The organism is Rhizobium oryziradicis (assembly GCF_001939045.1).
In the GTDB taxonomy this organism is placed as follows: domain Bacteria; phylum Pseudomonadota; class Alphaproteobacteria; order Rhizobiales; family Rhizobiaceae; genus Allorhizobium; species Allorhizobium oryziradicis.
Genome location: NZ_MKIM01000028.1, coordinates 632,626 through 649,981, shown reverse-complemented (window position 1 = coordinate 649,981; position 17,356 = coordinate 632,626). Strand labels below are relative to the sequence as shown.

The following is a 17,356-nucleotide window of genomic DNA, read 5'->3' as shown; positions in this document are numbered from 1 at the left end:
GGCAATGCATTTGAGCTTGCCGATCAAAAAAAATGCCCTTGGAAATGCACTTGGGCTTGCCAGAGCCTTTGTTGTGTTGGCTTTTGTGGCTGTGCAAGTTGCCACGCCCGCGTTTTCGCAAAGCCCGCCCGCGGCAACCGATAAGCCTGCCAGCAATGCATCCGCACCTGCAGTGTTTGCCACGGAAGCCAAGCAGGTTTTGTTGATTGAGGAAGAGACGGGCAGTGTTCTCTTCGAAAAAAATACCTCAACACCGTTCAGCTCGGCCTCGCTTTCAAAGTTGATGACAGTGGAACTCGTGCTGGACGCCCTGAAATCCGGCAAGCTCTCTCTGACGCAAGAGTTTCCGGTGTCGGAATATGCCTGGCGCACCGGCGGTGCACCATCGCGCACTGCCGCCATGTTTGCCGCCGTGCGCTCTCGTGTGCCCGTAGAGGCCTTGTTGAAGGGGGCCATGGTGCAGATGGCCAATGATGCCTGCCTTATTCTGGCGGAAGGCATGGCGGGATCGGAAGATAATTTTGTAAAAATGATGAATGCGCGAGCCATTGCGCTGGGCTTGAAAGACAGCCACTTTGCCAACGCCACTGGTCTGCCAAACCCGGACAATAAGGTCAGCGCCCGTGATTTGATTAGTTTGGCGGAGCACATCAAAAACACCTATCCGGAGTTTTACAAGCTCTATGCCCAGCCCGAGTTCGAGTGGAACCGTATTGCGCAGCGCAATCGCAACCCGCTGTTGGGGCAGGTGCCGGGTGTTGATGGGTTGGTTGCGGGTTTCGCTGAGGGCGAGGGATATTCCATTGTTGCCTCAGCCGAGCAAAACGGTGTGCGGCTCTACTTAGCATTGGCCGGGAGCGCAACCGAACAGACCCGACGCGATGATGCAGCAAGAGCATTTGCCTGGGGCTTTTCGGCGTTTGAGAAAAAGCGTCTGTTTGAAGCAGGTCAGATTGTTGGCAAAGCGAGCGTCTATGGGGGCGAGCCCGGAGAGATTTCTCTGGCATCTCCGCAAGCTGTGGACGTTTACGTGCCAACGGATGCGGCAGGCAAGCTGACCGCAAAGCTTGTTTATCGGTGGCCCTTGCGCCCGCCAATTGCGCAAGGACAGGAGGTTGCCCGGCTTCACATCTTGCTTGGCGATAAAGAGTTGCGCGATTTGCCCTTGCAGGCGGTAGAGCCTTCAACGCTTGGTGCTTTGATGAAGCGGGTGCGTGATGCCGTGGTGGAATTGCTGTTTTCATGGGTTTAAGCTGAAATGGAGGTAATTTACCTCTCTGTTTGTGCCTGTAGAGGTTTCGCAACATAGCCGCTTGCGATAAACAGCAATCATTCAAACTTGATGCCCATGGATATGGGCGGCAGAGAAAGCGTAGCATTGGCATTGGGTCGTGGATTGTTCATCACTTTTGAAGGCGGCGAGGGGGCGGGGAAATCCACTCAGATCAGGCTGTTGCAGGCGCGGCTGATGGCCTTGGGCTTATCGGTGGTGGTCACGCGCGAGCCGGGTGGCTCGCCCGCCGCTGAGGCGCTGCGGCATGTTCTCTTGTCAGGGGCGGCCGAGCCTTTCGGGGTGGAGATGGAGGCAATTCTGTTTGCCGCCGCCCGTAATGACCACGTGGAAACGCGGGTGCGCCCGGCCCTGCTGCGCGGCGATATTGTGCTATGTGACCGTTTTATGGATTCCTCTCGTGTTTACCAAGGAGCGACTGGCAACCTGCAGCCTGCCTTTATCGAGGAATTACAGCGTTTGGCGGTGAACGGCGTTATGCCGGATCTTACCATTATTCTCGACCTTCCGGCCAAGGCAGGTCTGGCGCGGGCGCAAAGGCGGGCAGGGGATGCTGGTGAAAACACGCCTGATCGCTTTGAAAAAGAAGAACTGGCAACCCACGAGCGTCGTCGCGAGGCTTTTTTAGCGATTGCCAAGGCAGAGCCGCACCGTTGTCGCGTGGTCAATGCAGAGGCTGAGGTCGGCCAGATCGAAGAAAATATTTTCCAATTGTTGCAGCCGCTTTTGATTGGCCGACAGCACGATGCGGAAAAGGTGAACTGATATGGAAACACCGGGCATTCTGGATGGGGCTATTGCCCCCTTTGCCAACACCAAGCTTTTTGGTCACGCGGAAGCCGAGAATTTCCTGGCGCGTTCCTACCAATCCGGCAAGCTGCACCACGCCATTCTCATTGAAGGGCCGCAGGGCATTGGCAAGGCCACGCTTGCGTTTCGCTTTGCTCATCATGTTTTATCGCGCCCGGAGCCAGATGCCGCCCCCGATGTGTTGTATGATCCAGATCAGAGCTCGCTGGTGGGACGACAAATTGCCTCTGGTGCATCCCATAATTTGCTGCACTTGAGCCGCCCGACCGATGAAAAGACCGGCAAGGTCAAATCCTACATCACGGTGGAAGAGGTGCGCAAAGCGGGGCATTTTTTTTCTCAAACATCCGGTAGCGGCAACTGGCGCATTGTGATTCTCGATCCCGCTGATGACATGAACCGTAATGCGGCAAACGCCATTTTGAAGGTGCTGGAAGAGCCGCCGAAACGCTCGCTATTTCTGGTGCTGTCGCACGCGCCGGGCAAGCTTTTGCCGACGATTCGCTCTCGCTGCATGCCTTTGAAGCTGAACCCTTTGAGTGTGCCGGATCTTACCCAGGCTTTATCGCACCTTGGCACCCGCGTCTCGCCCGAACAGGCTACCATGTTGGCAACGGACGCAAAGGGTAGCGTGTCGCAAGCGCTGAAACTGATCAATTATGGCGGTGTGGATATTGTGAATTCCTTCAATGACATGTTGGCCAATGAGGGGGCTGCTGCGCGAAGGCAGATGCATAAGCTGGCGGATGTGCTTTCAGCCAAGGACAGCGACGTTATCTATCATTTTTTCATTGAGCATATCACCGAATTTCTGATGGACAATGCAAAGCACGCCGCCATGGCAGGCGACCTTAGCCGGGCCGAGAGGCTGTCACGGCTTTCCAGTGGCATTATTGAGAAGCTCGGGATTGCCTCAGCCTATAATCTTGACCGCAAGCAAAGCCTACTGGAAGTGTTGGCTGAAGTGGCGGCGTAAGCACAGACACTGCATTTTATATCAATGGGTGATGAGCTTGAACGCGACGATGACCAGCACAATAGCAAGCGTGGTGCGCACTGCTTTTTCTGGAAGTTTTGGTGCGGCATAGCTACCCAGAATGATGCCGGGAATGGAGCCTATCAGCAGCGAAATCAGCAAAAGCCAGTTTACATCGCCGATCATCCAGTAACCCAGGCCACCAAGCAATGTCAGCGGTATTGCGTGCGCGATGTCTGAGCCGACAATGTCGTTGATTTTGGCACGCGGGTAGAGAAAGAGCAGAGCCGTAACCCCTATGGCACCAGCGCCTACCGAGGTCATCGTGACCAATACGCCCAAAATAACGCCCAATACCAATGTGCCGGCATCAATTGTTCTGGGGCTTGGGGTGCTGTGCCTTTTCAGCCATTGCATTTCATACCGCATCAGCAGATCGCGAAACAGCAGGATCAAAGCCGTGAGCATCAGCATGATGCCAAGGCTGGTGGTTAAAATTGCCACTGAATGGGCGCTTTTCCGATCCATACCGCTCATGAACCACAGGGTGATGGCGGTTGCGGGTATGCTTCCCATGGCCAAAAGACCCACCAGCCGCCACCGAATATGGCCATGGCGATGATGAACAGCCGTGCCGGCCATCTTGGTGATCGCAGCATAGAGAAGGTCTGTTCCGACGGCCGTCGTCGGGTGAATTCCAAACATAAGAACCATGAGCGGTGTCATCAGAGATGCGCCACCGACACCTGTAATGCCCACCAAAGATCCAACGAGAAAGCCGGAAAGGGATAGCAGCGGGTCAAAAGAAAAATTTGTCAGCAAGCTATGTCTCCGGGTGTGCCACCCTGTGTGTTCTTGACCTGATCTACAAAGCTTTCAGCCATGGACTCACGATGAATGACGTATTTTCAAATAGTTAGCAGGCTATACCACTTCTTATGATATGCAGCCAAAGATTTTCTGGTCTTGTTTTTGCCTCAATGAAGAAAAGACTCCCTAAAATTTGCTCTGGGTCAGATATTTGTTTCTGCGGTATTGGGCGCAAAGCATCACTGTAAATGCAATGAACCAAATGCGGGGCAGGGTGGTCAAGCGCAATCGGCTTCTTTGCAAAAAGGTCATTCACGAGAGCGTGTCAGGTTCAGATTGATGCAGCCAGAGACATCGTTGTTTTGATTTCGTTTGTCTGATCGGGAAAACCGGATTCGTCTTTTCCCTGACAAACTCTAGAAACTTGTTGTTTCGCATGGCTCCAACATGCGTTAAGAGCGGCATACACTTTATAAAGACAAGACGCGGACTCCAAAGGCCGATCCATGAAAGACACATTCTACATCACCACCGCCATTTCCTATCCAAACGGCAAGCCACACATTGGCCATGCCTATGAGTTGATCGCAACCGACGCATTAGCACGGTTTCAGCGCCTCGATGGCAAGGATGTGTTCTTTCTGACCGGCACAGACGAGCACGGTCAGAAGATGCAGCAGACCGCGCGCAATGAAGGCATTACGCCGGAAGAACTCGCCAAGCGCAATTCAGATGAATTCCGCGCCATGGGAAAACTGCTGAATGCCTCCAACGATGATTTCATTCGCACCACCGAGCCGCGCCACCATGAGGCCAGCCAGGCCATCTGGAAGCGGATGGAAGCCAATGGCGATATCTATAAGGATAGCTACGCTGGCTGGTATTCGGTGCGTGATGAGGCCTATTACACTGAGGATGAAACCTCGGTGCGTGATGGCGTGCGCTATGGTCCGCAAGGCACGCCCGTGGAATGGGTGGAAGAGGAGAGCTATTTCTTCAAGCTCTCGGCCTATGAAGACAAGCTGCTGAAGCTCTATGAAGACCAACCCGATTTCATCGGTCCCAATGAGCGTCGCAATGAGGTGATGTCTTTCGTCAAATCCGGTCTCAAGGATTTGTCGGTGTCGCGCACCACATTCGATTGGGGCATCAAGGTGCCCGGCGATGACAAGCACGTCATGTATGTTTGGGTCGATGCGCTGACCAATTATATCACCGCCACCGGCTATCTGACCGATGAAAATGGCCCGCGCGCCAAATATTGGCCAGCAGACGCCCATATCATCGGCAAGGATATCATCCGTTTCCACGCCGTCTACTGGCCTGCATTTTTGATGTCTGCCGGTTTGCCGCTGCCGAAGCGGGTCTATGCGCACGGCTTCTTGCTCAACAAGGGCGAGAAAATGTCGAAATCGCTGGGCAATGTTGTGGACCCGGTTAATCTGGTCAACCACTTTGGTCTGGATCAGGTGCGTTTCTTCTTCTTGCGCGAAGTGTCATTTGGACAGGATGGCAGCTATTCGGAAGAGGGCATTGGCACGCGCATCAATGCCGATCTCGCCAATGGCATTGGCAATCTTGCCAGCCGTTCCTTGTCGATGATCGTCAAGAACTGCGATGGTAAAATTCCACAGGCCGGCGAATTGACCGATGCCGACAAGGCTATTCTGGCCGTGGCTGATTCTGCCATCACCATCTGCCGCGAGGAAATGGCGATGCAGCAGGTTCACAAGGCTGTTGCGGCCATCATGAACATTGTCAACGAAACAGACCGCTATTTTGCAGCCCAGGAACCTTGGGTGCTGCGCAAAACGGATGTGCCGCGCATGGAAACGGTGCTGTACGTCACGGCCGAAGTGGTGCGTCAGATTGCCATTCTGTTTCAGCCAATCATGCCGGACAGTGCTGCCAAGCTTCTGGATCTCGTGGCGGTAGCACCGGAAGACCGCAGCTTTGACAAGCTGGGTGAGGCGGGTCGCCTGACACCCGGAACCGTTCTGGAAGCACCTACTCCGGTGTTTCCACGCTATGTTGCCCCTGACAAGGCTTGAAGTTATGCTGATTGATACCCATTGCCATCTGGATTTTGCCGATTTCGAGAGCGAGCGTGACGAACTGGTCAAGCGCGCCCATGATGCGGGCGTGAAACAGATGGTGACAATCTCCACCCGAGTGGCCAAGCTGGATGCGCTGTTGGCATTGACGCAGCGCTATCCATCGGTGTTCTGCTCGGTTGGCACCCATCCGAACAATGCCAATGAAGAGCTGGATATTTCTGCGGCTGATCTGGTGCAGCTGGCCAATGCCCACGAGAAAATTGTGGCCATTGGTGAATGCGGTCTGGATTATTTCTATGATACGCAAACGCCACAGGATCAGAAAACCGGCTTTTTGCGCCACATCGAAGCATCACGTCAAACCCAATTGCCGCTGGTCATTCACAGCCGCAGTGCGGATGAGGATATGGCAGCGATTTTGACGCAAGAGACAAAAAAAGGGGCCTTCCCCTTCATTCTGCATTGCTTCTCGGCGGGTGAAGCGCTTGCCAAAACTGGCGTTGAACTTGGTGGCTATATCTCTTTTTCGGGCATTCTGACCTTTCCGAAATCGCAAGAACTGCGCGATATTGCCAAGGATGTGCCGCTCGATCGCCTGTTGGTGGAGACGGATGCGCCTTACCTTGCGCCCAAGCGTTGGCGCGGCAAGCGCAATGAGCCTTCTTATGTGGTCAACACTGCCGAAGTGCTGGCCGAGGTCAAGGGTTTGAGCTATGCAGAGATGGCCAAGATCACCACGGACAATGCGTTGAAATTGTTTTCCAAAATGCCAAGGCTATGATTGATCTATGACCTATCGCCGTCGTTTCACCATTTTGGGATGTGGTTCTTCTCCGGGTGTTCCGCGGATCAATGGTGAATGGGGCAATTGCAATCCTGAAAACCCGAAAAATCGGCGCACAAGGGCTGCATTTCTCATCGAGCAATGGAGTGATGACGGCGGCAAAACCACGGTTTTGGTGGATACTGGCCCTGATTTGCGTGAGCAGATGGTGCGGGCACGCATCAGCGAAATCGATGCCGTTATCTACACCCACGCCCATGCCGACCACCTGCACGGCATTGATGATTTGCGCGGCTATGCCATGATCCAACGGCGGCGGATTCCAATCTATGCCGATGCTGAAACCATGGGCCGCATCGAGGCCGGTTTTGGCTATTGCCTGAAAACACCTGAGGGCAGCAGCTATCCACCCATTGTGCAACCGCATGTGATTGAAAACCTGGATCAGCCGGTGGTGATTGAAGGGAAGGGGGGCAGCATCCCTCTCCTGCCTTTGTTGCAGCAGCATGGCGATATCACCTCGCTTGGTTTTCGCATTGGCAATGTGGCCTATTGCAGTGACGTTTCCGACTTCCCGACGGAAACAGTGCAGCGCTTGTCGGGCCTGGATGTGCTGGTGATTGATGCCTTGCAATACAAAGAACATCCCAGCCATCTCTCGCTGGCGCAGGCGCTTGGCTGGATCAAATCGCTGTCACCTGAACGCGCTATTTTGACTCACATGCATATTCCTCTTGATTACGACAGAGTCATGGAGGAAACGCCCGCACATGTGGAACCTGCCTATGATCAGATGCAGTTTGAAACCAATCTGGTGACGCCCCAATTTTGATCCAACCAGCCCGTGATCGGCTAAAGTTTCGATGTTGAACAAGCCATTCCAATCTCCCGGTATCGCCAGTTTTCTGGATAATATTCGGCGCTCCCGTCTGCAGGCCATGTTTCGTCGTGGTGAACTGTCGCTGGTGGTGCTCGGCGTGTGTACGGGCGTTTTGGCAGGCCTTCTTGTTTCGCTGGTCCGGTTCCTCAGTGAAAGCCTGCATTATTGGGTTTTTGGCGTTGATGACACCTTGAGCGGCAGTCAGGTCAGCGGGCCGATTGTGCTGTTTGGTCCGATTATTGGCGGTATTTTGCTGGGTATTATCGTGTTTATCCTGTCCAAAACCCGCAAAAAGCCCATGGTTGACCCCATTGAGGCCAACGCGCTGCATGGTGGACGCTTATCGCTGACAGACAGTATTATTGTGAGCGTGCAAAACATCATTTCCAATGGGTTTGGTGCCTCCGTGGGCCTTGAGGCGGGCTATACGCAGATTGCCTCCGGCGTTGCTTCCAAGCTCGGTATCAAGCTGAAACTGCGGCGAGGGGACATGCGCATTCTGGTCGGCTGCGGGGCCGCAGGTGCCATCGCCGCCGCTTTTGACGCGCCGCTCACGGGAGCTTTCTATGCGATTGAACTGATTATCGGCTCTTATACGGTCATTACTCTGGCTCCGGTGATTGTGTCTGCGCTGGTGTCCAATCTGGTGGCCAATCAGATCGCGCATCATGGGCTTTCCATTGATGTCGGTGTCATGGGCATTGTGACACCGCTGGATTATGTGCCGACGATCGCCCTTGGCATTATCTGCGCCGGCATTGGCATTGTGCTCATGCAGGCGGTGTCTTTCATTGAAGAAACGGCACGTAGAAGCTCGATTTCGCAAGTGTTCAGACCCTTTCTCGGCGGCATTATCGTGGGGCTTCTGGGTCTTGTGTCGCCGCAGGTGCTGTCTAGCGGCCACGGCGCGCTGCATCTCAACCTCAATTCGGATTCAACCCTTGGCGCGCTGGTGATGCTTTTTATGCTGAAATCAGTTGCCAGCGCTGTGTCGATTGGCTCCGGTTTTCGCGGCGGTCTGTTTTTTGCTTCACTGTTTATGGGCGCGCTGCTGGGCAAAATATTCGTCTTTGGCACGGATTTCTTTCCGCAACTGACGCTGACGCCAACAGTTTATGCCGTGGTGGGCATGAGCGCCTTTGCTGCCGCTGTCATTGGCGGGCCTTTGACCATGACCTTTCTGGCGCTGGAACTGACGGGTGATTTTCCCATCACCGCGCTGGTGCTGGCGGCTGTTGTGACCGCGTCGCTGGTGGTGCGCGTGTCCTTTGGCTATTCCTTTGCCACATGGCGTTTTCATCTGCGCGGCGAAACCATTCGCAGTGCCCATGATGTTGGTTGGATCCGCGATTTGACCGTCAATAAAATGATGCGCGCCGATGTCCGCACCGCCAAAATCTCCATGGGGTTGGAAGAATTCAACAAGCGGTTTCCGCTCGGCTCAACCCAGCGCGTTATCATGGTCAATGACGAAGGCCGCTACAAAGGCATTGTGCTGGTACCGGAAGTTTATGCCGATCCCATGGACCGTGATGGTGAAGAACGCACGCTGGAAAGCTATCTGCGCTATACCAAGGATGTGCTGCTGCCAAACATGAACGCCAAACAGGCGGCGGCCATTTTTGATGCGACCCACAGCGAAGCTTTGGCCGTGGTCAACGACCTCGGGCAGGTCAAGCCCATCGGATTGCTCACAGAGAGCCACACATTACGCCGCTACAGTGAAGAACTCGACCAACGGCGACGCGAGGCATCGGGCGAGATTTAATCTTAACGCGCCATTGAGATGGTGTAGAGTGGGATGGTGTAGAAGAGAGCCATTCCACCTTCTAAGCTACATCCCGGTCATCCATTAAAGTTCCAAAGAGTGCGGTTTCGGCTTTGAAGTTGAGTGAGTATGTGGATCGCGACCCATGTTTCGGAGGCATAATGAGAGATGCCGATCCATTACCCCGTTGCAATTGTTTTAAAGCCCGGATTGTTGCTTTTTGATTTTGGAACAAACGCAACAGGAGCGGCTGTGTTGCTGAACCTCAGCTTTCGACCTGTTGCGTTTGTTAAGCACTTTTGCAAGGCTCTTCTTCGAAGCATGATGAAGGGCAACTCCTTGAGGTGCCTCTCCATGTCCGGCGTCTCATGGAACCAGGTCAACGACCTGCGAGAAGTCAAGATTCGAAGGTGCGATCCAGCCCGGTTTTCGCTGCGATTGATACGGCTTTCCAGTCACCGGAACATCTGCGCCGACTGCCGCAACGCTGAAGTCAGTGGACCATACCGTTCCCGTACCCTTGAGGAAGAAGCCGAATTGCACCGATGTCGCGTCGGGCGGGACATCAATTACAAGCCTCCGAACTCCCCAATTGTTGTCTCCAAACATCCACCCGTCGTCCGGCCTATCCTTGAGATTGTCAAAGGCCAAAGTATTGCCAGGAGATTTGTCTACCCGCGCCCAGATTGTAGCACCGTGAGAGACCTTTTCGGTTGCCAAGGTTGCGGTCACTTCGAGGCGTTGCCCCTGATAGGGGACGGCGGACACGGTCTGGCAGAGCGATCCAAATGCCTGTTTGGCATCTCTGTATCGGGTTGGCCTGGCTCCGCTGTAGTTGATCATTGCTGCCCTGCGACCGGAATTGCGGGCATCCTCGTCCAGCCCGAAGTCATATTCGGTTGGATGCTCTCCTACAAAATCCCAACTAACCAACGCTTGCACGCGTCGGCCATCTGCGACCTCGGCACGTTTGATCCGCGCCGAAAGGGTATTCCAGTCATTCAGTCCAAACTGGCGAGCTACAATGTTGAGAGTTTCGCCGTGTGAGATGGCGACATTTCTTTCGCGCAGTATTCCCTCAAGCACCTTGGCCATGTGCTTGGCTTCCATAAAAGTATTCATCGATTTTCCCGTGATGGATCGGACCAAAAGCCAGTGCTCACATTTCTGACGGACCGATCTCTCGCGAGACTTTGATCGTCAATCTGGTGCTTTCACCATGCCCTTTGCGGGGCGTGAGCGGACTGGTAGCACCGACCAACTTCATGGTGGCCTTGCCTGTAGGTCCTGTCAAGCGATTAAACCCCGCCCTGCGGCTGATAAACCTTTAACGCTTTTGTCGCTTTTGTCGCGTCGTGGTGCGGGCCATTGACGTTGATGCAACGGCTGGTGATCATCGTTGCATCGCACGAGGATTCGCCGAGATGGATTCTGATCAGGGCAGCGCAATATCACTCCAAATAACGGGTCCACGCCCAAAGCTTCACAATTGGCTAATTGAGCAGCGGGAGTACGACCGGCAGGAGGAAAGGCGCGGGCGACGCCATGCCTATGAATCTGTCGATCCACGTCGAACGGCTCCGGTCGTGATCGACATGGTCCGGTTTTTCGTCGAGGAAAGCGGCTATTGCCGAGGGATACTGCCCAACATCGTTCGTCTCTCCGCCGCGCTTCGCACCGCTGGTGGCACGGTGGCGTGGGTCGTCCCTGGGATCGATCAACCATATCCCGACCTCACCAAGGAATTCTTTGGCGAAGAAGTAGCGGAAGTATTTCGGACGTCAGGCGGGGCTGGTCCGATATCGGAGAGAGTGTGGGCCGGGCTATCTCCGCAGGCAGAAGACCTGTATTTCGAGAAGTCCGCCTATAGCGCGTTCTTCCCCGGCTCTTCAGACTTGCCCGCTGTACTTGGCGCTCGCGGAATCGATACGGTCTTCATCACCGGAACGTTGACGAACATCTGCTGTGAGTCCTCGGCCCGAGACGCCTATGCCAGCGGCTTCCGGGTAATCTTCATAGCCGACGGGACGGCTGCCAGGCGGGATCAGGACCACAACGCAGCACTCCACAACATCTATCGGAGCTTTGGCGATGTGCGGCCGACAGACGATGCCATCGCCCCTATGTCCGCCTAAGCAGGGTAATTAACAATGTTCGACGCAGGTCCGGAGAGATCAATGGAAAACACCCGAGAGAAAGTCGCCGCCATCATAGCCAAGCTACGAAGTTCAGGGATGACCTGCGATCTCTTCGGGGGATGGCGGAGGAAGTTTTGGGTCTCCGTGAGCCCTTCGCTCACAGCGATATCGACATGCTCTATCGCAGCGAGACCTTTGAAGAACTGGATACGAAGCTCCGGGAGATTCCTGAGTTCGAAGAGGTTCCGCTGAAGCGCTTCCGGCACAAACGAGCTTTTCGCTTTTATGGCACGCTGTGCGAGATAACCTTGGTTCAAGAACGAGAGGGGCCTTTTACGCTCTTCTGGGGCGACGTTCCCTTCCAGTGGGATAATCCGCTGCTGCATGGGGTTTTAGTGGTGGTTGGCATGGAACCGATCTCAGTCGTATCTGCCAACAACCTCAAGCGGTACCGCGATCTCCATAAAGACACTCAGCCGCATCGCTGGCGTGACCCGCAATCGTTGGAACCTTCCGCATGAATCCCGAACTCCTGCTGCTCCATGCACTGCCTTTGGATGGATCGATGTGGGCAGCCCAGCTCGACCTCCTACCAGGTGCAACGCATGCGCCAACGCTTTATGGTTTCGGTGATCGCGTCGAAGACTGGGCTGCTGAGGCCCTAAAACTCCCGATGGGTAACAAACTGATCGTCGTCGGCTGCTCGGTTGGCGGCTCATGCGCCTTGGAGGTTGCAGCGCTTGCACCAGATCGTGTCGCCGGGTTGATAATCATAGGGACAAAAGCTGCAAGGCGGGTGGATTCAGGGGCGAACATAACCTACGCCGATGACCTCCAGCGGATGGGACTAAAGGCTGCGTGGGCCGAATGGTGGAAGCCCGCTTTTTCCTCAAGCACTTCCCCTGATATCATCGCTGAAGCGGAAGGTATTCTTATGCGTCAGCCGCTTGAGGACGTAGTGCGAGGCGTCAGGGCATTCCATAGCCGCCAAAGCAGGGGCGACATCCTTTCCACATTCCGTGGCCCTGTGCATGTCGTGACGGGCGACGCGGACGTATTGCCAGGGACGACCACAAGCGCGAACCAAGCAGCCTCAGCGTACAATGGCTATCTGCACGTCATTCCGGATTGTGGACACTACGTGCCGATGGAACGACCCGCCGCACTCAATTCGATAATCAAACACCTAATTGACCAATTGACTCCTTCGAGCCGGAGCCGAGGTAACAATGGAATCGACTAAGACGCCAAAGTTGGCACCGCTAGCTGTCGGAGACATCGTCCGGTTGGTTTCGCCAGCAAGCCCCCCTGATGAAGCTGACGTGCAACGCTGCCTCACATTCCTTGCGGGACTCGGCCTCAAACCGCAAGTGGGAGCCCACGCCCTTGACCGATACGGGTACCTAGCCGGTCGAGACGAAGACCGTCTCGCAGACCTCAACGACGCCATCAGGGATCAGACCGTTCGAGCCATCATCGCGACGAGGGGCGGAAAGGGGGCCTACCGGATTGCGGATGGTGTCGACTTCGCTGCCATGCGTGCGAACCCAAAGGTCCTGATCGGCTTCAGCGAGATCACTATCCTTCACTTGGCGATCTGGAAGCAGTGTTCAGTGCCAGGAATACATGGCGCAGCATGGAATCCGGTTCAATCAGGTGAGACTTCTTCCAGATCGTTCGAAACGGCTATCTCGTCGACAGAAGATACCCTTGTTCATTCGCACGAAGGCGAACCAACCGCTGATTTGACGACGTCCGGAAAGGTCACCGGTGCGCTCATAGGCGGTCACCTGGACATGATCGCAACAGCAGCAGGCTGGACACTTCCTAACCTCGATGGCGCGATACTGCTGATCGAAGATGTGGAGAAGGGAATCGGGCATATCGACCGCAATCTTACGCGACTGATCAAGAGCGGCTCCCTTGCGGGAGTGAAGGGCGTGGCTGTCGGTCAGTTCACCAACTTCGCCCCTTCCAAGGGTTTGACAGTGGTAGATGTCTTGCGGGATCGACTAAGCCTACTTGGGGTCCCCGTGCTAGGAGGCCTTCCATTGGGCCACGGAGACAATGCCCTGGCGATACCGATTGGCACTGAAGCCACTCTTGACGCCGACAGTAGGACGCTGAAGATAAAGTCTGCTTTCGTACGAGCGACCGCAGGCCACGATCTGGCCGTCACGTATCTACTGGTATTTTTCCGCATTGTCCTTGCAGTGCTGCAGGACCGTCTCAAGCCACTTGTCGAACCATACCCAGTGAGCCTTATAATCACCCACGCAGCCGTATCCCCGCGCGGGATTCTTTGCGTCAAGCTCATTCATCAGCTTCGTGTGTGCCCCGGCGCCGAACTTCGGGAATCCGGCTTCTGCGGCCTTATCGAGGATGTCCTGCCTGATGTAGCGAGTGCGGTTGACCTCTTTGAAGACCACCTCGACCTGTTCGGCGAGGTCTGACACCGGCGAGACGACGACGACAGCCTGATCCGCACCGGCAGCCTTTTTCGCTGCTATAGGAACAAAAGCTACCTTCAACCTGAACGCAGGGTCCTTAACCTGCTCCTCTGTCAGATCATGTTCGAATGCCGATATGAAGGAGGACACGTGAACAGGTAAGCTCGAAGCCTTCTTCAACGCCGTGCGCTGGTCCATGCCGAAAGACACAAACTGAAGTGCAATAGGCAATCGCTTCTCCAAGCCGAACTGGTGTCCAAAATAAGTTCTCAAGGCGTCGTTGAAGTTCAAGCAGCAGGATTGAAGCTCTGCGCCAACCGCGTCGTCGATCCTACTGGTGGACTGATGCTCGATCTCGTTCCGAAGCCCAATTAGGAAGCGCAAGTTCGTCTTGACGCCCGGAGACAAGGGGCATTTGCCAGTGTCCAAACATTGAGCAAGGTCCCAGAAGCGATCTTGGCCGTTAGGTGTTTTGCTTCCCTTGTAGATGTAGGTAACGCCCTCGCGCTTGAAGTATGCGTGCAACAAGTAGGTCCATGCGATGATCGCGGTCACCACAAACAATTCAGCGCGGAACGTCAGACCAGCGCTGTTGAAGGTATGAACGGCGGCGATCATCGCCTCTCGGGCCTTAATCAGGAGTTCGTCGCCACGGACACTCAGTCCCGTCTCATGATCGATATCGGGCCACGTAGAGAGGAAAGCATCCAGTCCCTCGTCGTCTGCTGCTTTCACAGCTTTATGTTTTGAGCCTGTTCTTATTTCACCGATTAGACGGTGATTCACAGTCCGCGTGGGGCGAGTGAAGTAGGAAAGAATATCCTGGTCGTTGTAAGTCTTGCGGCGGATCATCGCCTTAACCAGAGCCGCTTCCCACTTTTCAAGCGTATTGCCACGACGTCGCTTGACCTTCGGCTTCTCGATTTCGGCTCCTATAATGCCGATCTCGATGTCGTCGTTTTCTTCATTAGCTACCGCGACCGCCGCCAAATCAGTTTCTACCGCCACTCACCATCCCCCCCCCGTTTGCAGGAGATATTAGCGAGAGTCGCTGCGAGAGCAACATTAAGTTGCAACTTCGAATCTTAAACTATGGTTGCGCTGGAGCGTATGTGGGCTGGTGGCGATTACATCGTTAACGAGATCGATATCGCCAACAAGAACCACGGTCTCTATTCCGCGAGTTATGGCGGTGTAGAGCATAGTCCGGTCCAACAGCTTCGACCTGACGACTGGAATAATGATGCGTTTGAAGGCCGATCCCTGTGCCTTGTGCACGCTGATCGCATAGCCAAGGGTGAGCTTCTCAAGGTCAGCCGTGGTGATTACGTCTTCAGCGCCGTCGTCAAATCTGACGCACGCACCCTTTGGATGAGGTTTCATTACGACGCCCAGCGAACCATTCATGAACCCCGCGCAGATTGGATCACCAGTTAGCTTATCGACTACGGGCTTGCCTTCGGTGTCAAGCTCAGGGGCCTTCGAGTAATCGTTCTTCAGCCACATGATCTTGGACCCGACACTCAGCCCCCAGTCCTCGACGTTCGCCTGTCTGGCCATGTATTCGGTCTCGATGGCGCGGTTCAGCTCCTTCAATCCTGCGGGGCCGTTTTTCACCTGCGTGAGTATTTGAACGTCCAAGTCATGCAGGTCAGCCGTTTTGCCCTTGGCCGGTACGCGCCCGCACATGGCGCGGAAGGCGGCCATGGTCTTTACTGCCACGTCTTCGTTCGTCGCTGGGAAGATATAGATGCCAGGTGCCATCGCAACATTCGGATCGAAGCGCCTGATGTCAATTGCCTTGCCGATACGCACGGCTGACGCGACGACTGGAATGCCAGTTGCTTCGTCCTGTCTATGGATCACGTTCAGGATAACGGAAGGAATGCCTGATGCCTCGACCATGGTGTGGAAGGGCAGGCCGGGTCCGATGGGCGGAAGTTGTCCGGGGTCGCCGATGAAGATCAGGTTCACCTCGATGGGCAACTGGGCGAGCACCCTGTATATCGAGGGGGTATCGAGCATTGAAGATTCGTCGAAGATGACGGTTCCTGCCCGAACGCGGCGGCCTGCATCTTCGATCTCGTGAACCAATTTTGAGAGGGTGCTCGCCGGGCGACCGGTGGCTTCGCTGATGCGTCTGACTGCGCGGCCTGCCAGAGCGACCTGCAGGTGTTCGATACCCTGGCGCTGCGAAGCCGGAAGGCTGTCGCGGACGGCTTCCAGAGCGGCAAGGATCGCCCGGACGACTGTCGTCTTACCCGTGCCTGCGCCGCCGCTGATCACACAGACGCCGCAGCTCGTGGCCATGAATACGGCCTCTCGTTGTGCATCGGTGAGAGCGTATCCTATTTCCTCCTCGACCTTCGCGATAGCGTCAACGACGAGCTTGCCATCGAATCCTGGAATCTCACGGCCGATGCGCTCGTTGATCTGTCGGGCGACCTCCTCTTCCATGAACTGGCAGGCTCGCGACTGGAGAAGATCGGGTGACGGTGAGACCACGCGACCTTTGGCCAAGGCGAGATCGATGGCAGTCGCTGGATCGCCCGACCAAGGTGCGAGCAGGCGTTTCACGAGAGGCTTCAGAACCGGGGAAGGGGAGGCCATGTTCCCTGCCCGGAAGCGGATGGCCAACGCCTCCTCGACGGCGGCCATCAATCGCCTCGGGTCGTCAAGCGCGACGCCCAGCCGCAACGCTCTTGCGTCGACGTCCTTCCACGGCTCCAGCAATGTCATCGTGAACGGATCGGCCTTGATGCGGTCGATGGCTCCAAGACTCCAGACGCGGGCGGCAGCACCAGCCACACGAGGCGAGACGCCGTACCGATCCAGCCACCGGAAGATTTCGACCTCCTCAGCAAGCATGCCAAAGCCGTCGACAATGGCGATGGCCCGATCCGCGCCGACGACCTCCGCAAGCACCTTCAGGTCGCGATCTCGGATGATGTCATAGATGGTCTCGCCGAAGCGCTCCCAGACCCGCTCGGCCGTAGCCCACCCAATGCTGACGAAGCGCTTGTCGGTCGCAAGATGCCTTATGATCGCTCGTCCCTTGGTCACGAGCGGAAGGGCTACCTCGGCATGGAGCTGCGGACCATACTCGGGATGGAGTTGGATCGAGCCTGTGACACGCCACGTCTCGCCGACGGCCGGATCACGCGGTGACCTCTTGGAAAGAACGAGGGCACGGCGGAGCTGCTCGGTCTCGTCCCGGCCGATGATGACATGGTCTCCGAACCGGCTGGCATGGACCGAGGTGATGGAAAGTTCCCAGGAAGACTGCTCAGAACGCTCACCAAGGACCAGGAACGTCTGATCCTCGGAACCACGCCGTCGTTCAGTGGCCCCTGCCATGGGTTCCAGCTCTCCGTTCACTGCGGCCACCCACG

14 protein-coding genes and 1 pseudogene are annotated in these 17,356 nt (G+C 55.5%); 11 read left to right on the top strand and 4 right to left on the bottom strand.

Annotated features, from left to right (window positions below):
• The first annotated feature begins 4 nt into the window (after window positions 1-4).
• From BJF95_RS18550 to BJF95_RS18540, 3 genes are all read left to right on the top strand, one after another.
• A complete protein-coding gene (locus BJF95_RS18550) occupies window positions 5-1,252 on the top strand; it encodes a D-alanyl-D-alanine carboxypeptidase family protein (RefSeq protein ID WP_083638921.1) in 1,248 nt (415 codons plus the stop codon).
• Window positions 1,253-1,378: 126 nt separating this feature from the next.
• Window positions 1,379-2,056 (top strand): dTMP kinase, encoded by a 678-nt coding sequence (gene tmk, locus BJF95_RS18545; RefSeq protein ID WP_075641147.1) that lies wholly within the window; start codon window positions 1,379-1,381, stop codon window positions 2,054-2,056.
• A gap of 1 nt (window position 2,057) precedes the next feature.
• Window positions 2,058-3,077: a DNA polymerase III subunit delta' gene (locus tag BJF95_RS18540; protein ID WP_075640889.1), complete on the top strand. Its 1,020-nt coding sequence runs from the start codon at window positions 2,058-2,060 to the stop codon at window positions 3,075-3,077.
• A 21-nt stretch (window positions 3,078-3,098) separates the two neighbouring features.
• Here the strand turns inward: BJF95_RS18540 and BJF95_RS18535 are convergent, their stop codons facing one another.
• Entirely contained in the window at window positions 3,099-3,899 is an 801-nt protein-coding gene (locus BJF95_RS18535) for a sulfite exporter TauE/SafE family protein (RefSeq protein ID WP_245297369.1), read from the bottom strand.
• A 494-nt stretch (window positions 3,900-4,393) separates the two neighbouring features.
• Between BJF95_RS18535 and metG the strand changes: the two genes are divergently transcribed.
• Genes metG through BJF95_RS18515 form a run of 4 tightly spaced genes read left to right on the top strand, consistent with a single transcriptional unit; the run spans window position 4,394 to window position 9,376 of the window.
• Window positions 4,394-5,938 carry a methionine--tRNA ligase gene (gene metG / locus BJF95_RS18530; RefSeq protein WP_075640888.1) on the top strand — a complete coding sequence of 515 codons (1,545 nt, stop codon included), beginning with the start codon at window positions 4,394-4,396 and terminating at the stop codon, window positions 5,936-5,938.
• A gap of 4 nt (window positions 5,939-5,942) precedes the next feature.
• Entirely contained in the window at window positions 5,943-6,725 is a 783-nt protein-coding gene (locus BJF95_RS18525; protein WP_075641145.1) for a TatD family hydrolase, read from the top strand.
• Window positions 6,726-6,732: 7 nt separating this feature from the next.
• On the top strand, window positions 6,733-7,560 hold the full coding sequence (locus tag BJF95_RS18520) for an MBL fold metallo-hydrolase (RefSeq protein WP_075640887.1): 828 nt from the start codon (window positions 6,733-6,735) through the stop codon (window positions 7,558-7,560).
• 31 nt (window positions 7,561-7,591) lie between these two features.
• Entirely contained in the window at window positions 7,592-9,376 is a 1,785-nt protein-coding gene (locus BJF95_RS18515; protein ID WP_075640886.1) for a chloride channel protein, read from the top strand.
• 366 nt (window positions 9,377-9,742) lie between these two features.
• On the opposite strand, the gene BJF95_RS18510 is transcribed toward BJF95_RS18515, so the two are convergent.
• Complete coding sequence (locus tag BJF95_RS18510) at window positions 9,743-10,498, bottom strand: glyoxalase superfamily protein (protein WP_075640885.1); 756 nt, start codon at window positions 10,496-10,498, stop codon at window positions 9,743-9,745.
• A gap of 302 nt (window positions 10,499-10,800) precedes the next feature.
• Here BJF95_RS18510 and BJF95_RS18505 point away from each other — a divergent pair, with 302 nt between their 5' ends.
• The 4 genes and pseudogenes from BJF95_RS18505 to BJF95_RS18490 all read left to right on the top strand — a co-directional run.
• The gene (locus BJF95_RS18505) at window positions 10,801-11,511 is read left to right on the top strand and encodes a cysteine hydrolase family protein (protein WP_075640884.1); all 711 of its coding nucleotides are present in this window, start codon (window positions 10,801-10,803) and stop codon (window positions 11,509-11,511) included.
• Window positions 11,512-11,633: 122 nt separating this feature from the next.
• Window positions 11,634-12,035 carry a hypothetical protein gene (locus tag BJF95_RS18500; protein ID WP_245297368.1) on the top strand — a complete coding sequence of 134 codons (402 nt, stop codon included), beginning with the start codon at window positions 11,634-11,636 and terminating at the stop codon, window positions 12,033-12,035.
• Window positions 12,032-12,757 (top strand): alpha/beta fold hydrolase, encoded by a 726-nt coding sequence (locus tag BJF95_RS18495; RefSeq protein WP_075640883.1) that lies wholly within the window; start codon window positions 12,032-12,034, stop codon window positions 12,755-12,757. Before BJF95_RS18500 ends, BJF95_RS18495 begins: the two co-directional genes overlap by 4 nt.
• A pseudogene (locus BJF95_RS18490) lies at window positions 12,744-13,607 on the top strand (S66 peptidase family protein); the annotation flags it as partial. The gene BJF95_RS18495 and the pseudogene BJF95_RS18490, both read left to right, overlap by 14 nt.
• Window positions 13,608-13,697: 90 nt before the next feature.
• Here BJF95_RS18490 and BJF95_RS18485 read toward each other — a convergent pair.
• Window positions 13,698-14,972, bottom strand: coding sequence for a DUF3644 domain-containing protein (locus tag BJF95_RS18485; RefSeq protein WP_245297367.1), 1,275 nt, complete (start codon window positions 14,970-14,972; stop codon window positions 13,698-13,700).
• A 57-nt stretch (window positions 14,973-15,029) separates the two neighbouring features.
• Window positions 15,030-17,321: an AAA family ATPase gene (locus BJF95_RS18480; protein WP_075640881.1), complete on the bottom strand. Its 2,292-nt coding sequence runs from the start codon at window positions 17,319-17,321 to the stop codon at window positions 15,030-15,032.
• Window positions 17,322-17,356: the final 35 nt, after the last annotated feature.

Bases quoted from the DNA above. Each gene is read 5' to 3' on its own strand.
- BJF95_RS18515 (WP_075640886.1), top strand. From the start codon at position 7,592: ATGTTGAACAAGCCATTCCAATCTCCCGGTATCGCCAGTTTTCTGGAT.
- BJF95_RS18550 (WP_083638921.1), top strand. From the start codon at position 5: ATGCATTTGAGCTTGCCGATCAAAAAAAATGCCCTTGGAAATGCACTT.
- BJF95_RS18495 (WP_075640883.1), top strand. From the start codon at position 12,032: ATGAATCCCGAACTCCTGCTGCTCCATGCACTGCCTTTGGATGGATCG.
- BJF95_RS18540 (WP_075640889.1), top strand. From the start codon at position 2,058: ATGGAAACACCGGGCATTCTGGATGGGGCTATTGCCCCCTTTGCCAAC.
- BJF95_RS18525 (WP_075641145.1), top strand. From the start codon at position 5,943: ATGCTGATTGATACCCATTGCCATCTGGATTTTGCCGATTTCGAGAGC.
- BJF95_RS18510 (WP_075640885.1), bottom strand. From the start codon at position 10,498: ATGAATACTTTTATGGAAGCCAAGCACATGGCCAAGGTGCTTGAGGGA.
- metG (WP_075640888.1), top strand. From the start codon at position 4,394: ATGAAAGACACATTCTACATCACCACCGCCATTTCCTATCCAAACGGC.
- BJF95_RS18520 (WP_075640887.1), top strand. From the start codon at position 6,733: ATGACCTATCGCCGTCGTTTCACCATTTTGGGATGTGGTTCTTCTCCG.
- BJF95_RS18505 (WP_075640884.1), top strand. From the start codon at position 10,801: ATGGATTCTGATCAGGGCAGCGCAATATCACTCCAAATAACGGGTCCA.
- BJF95_RS18500 (WP_245297368.1), top strand. From the start codon at position 11,634: ATGGCGGAGGAAGTTTTGGGTCTCCGTGAGCCCTTCGCTCACAGCGAT.
- BJF95_RS18480 (WP_075640881.1), bottom strand. From the start codon at position 17,321: ATGGCAGGGGCCACTGAACGACGGCGTGGTTCCGAGGATCAGACGTTC.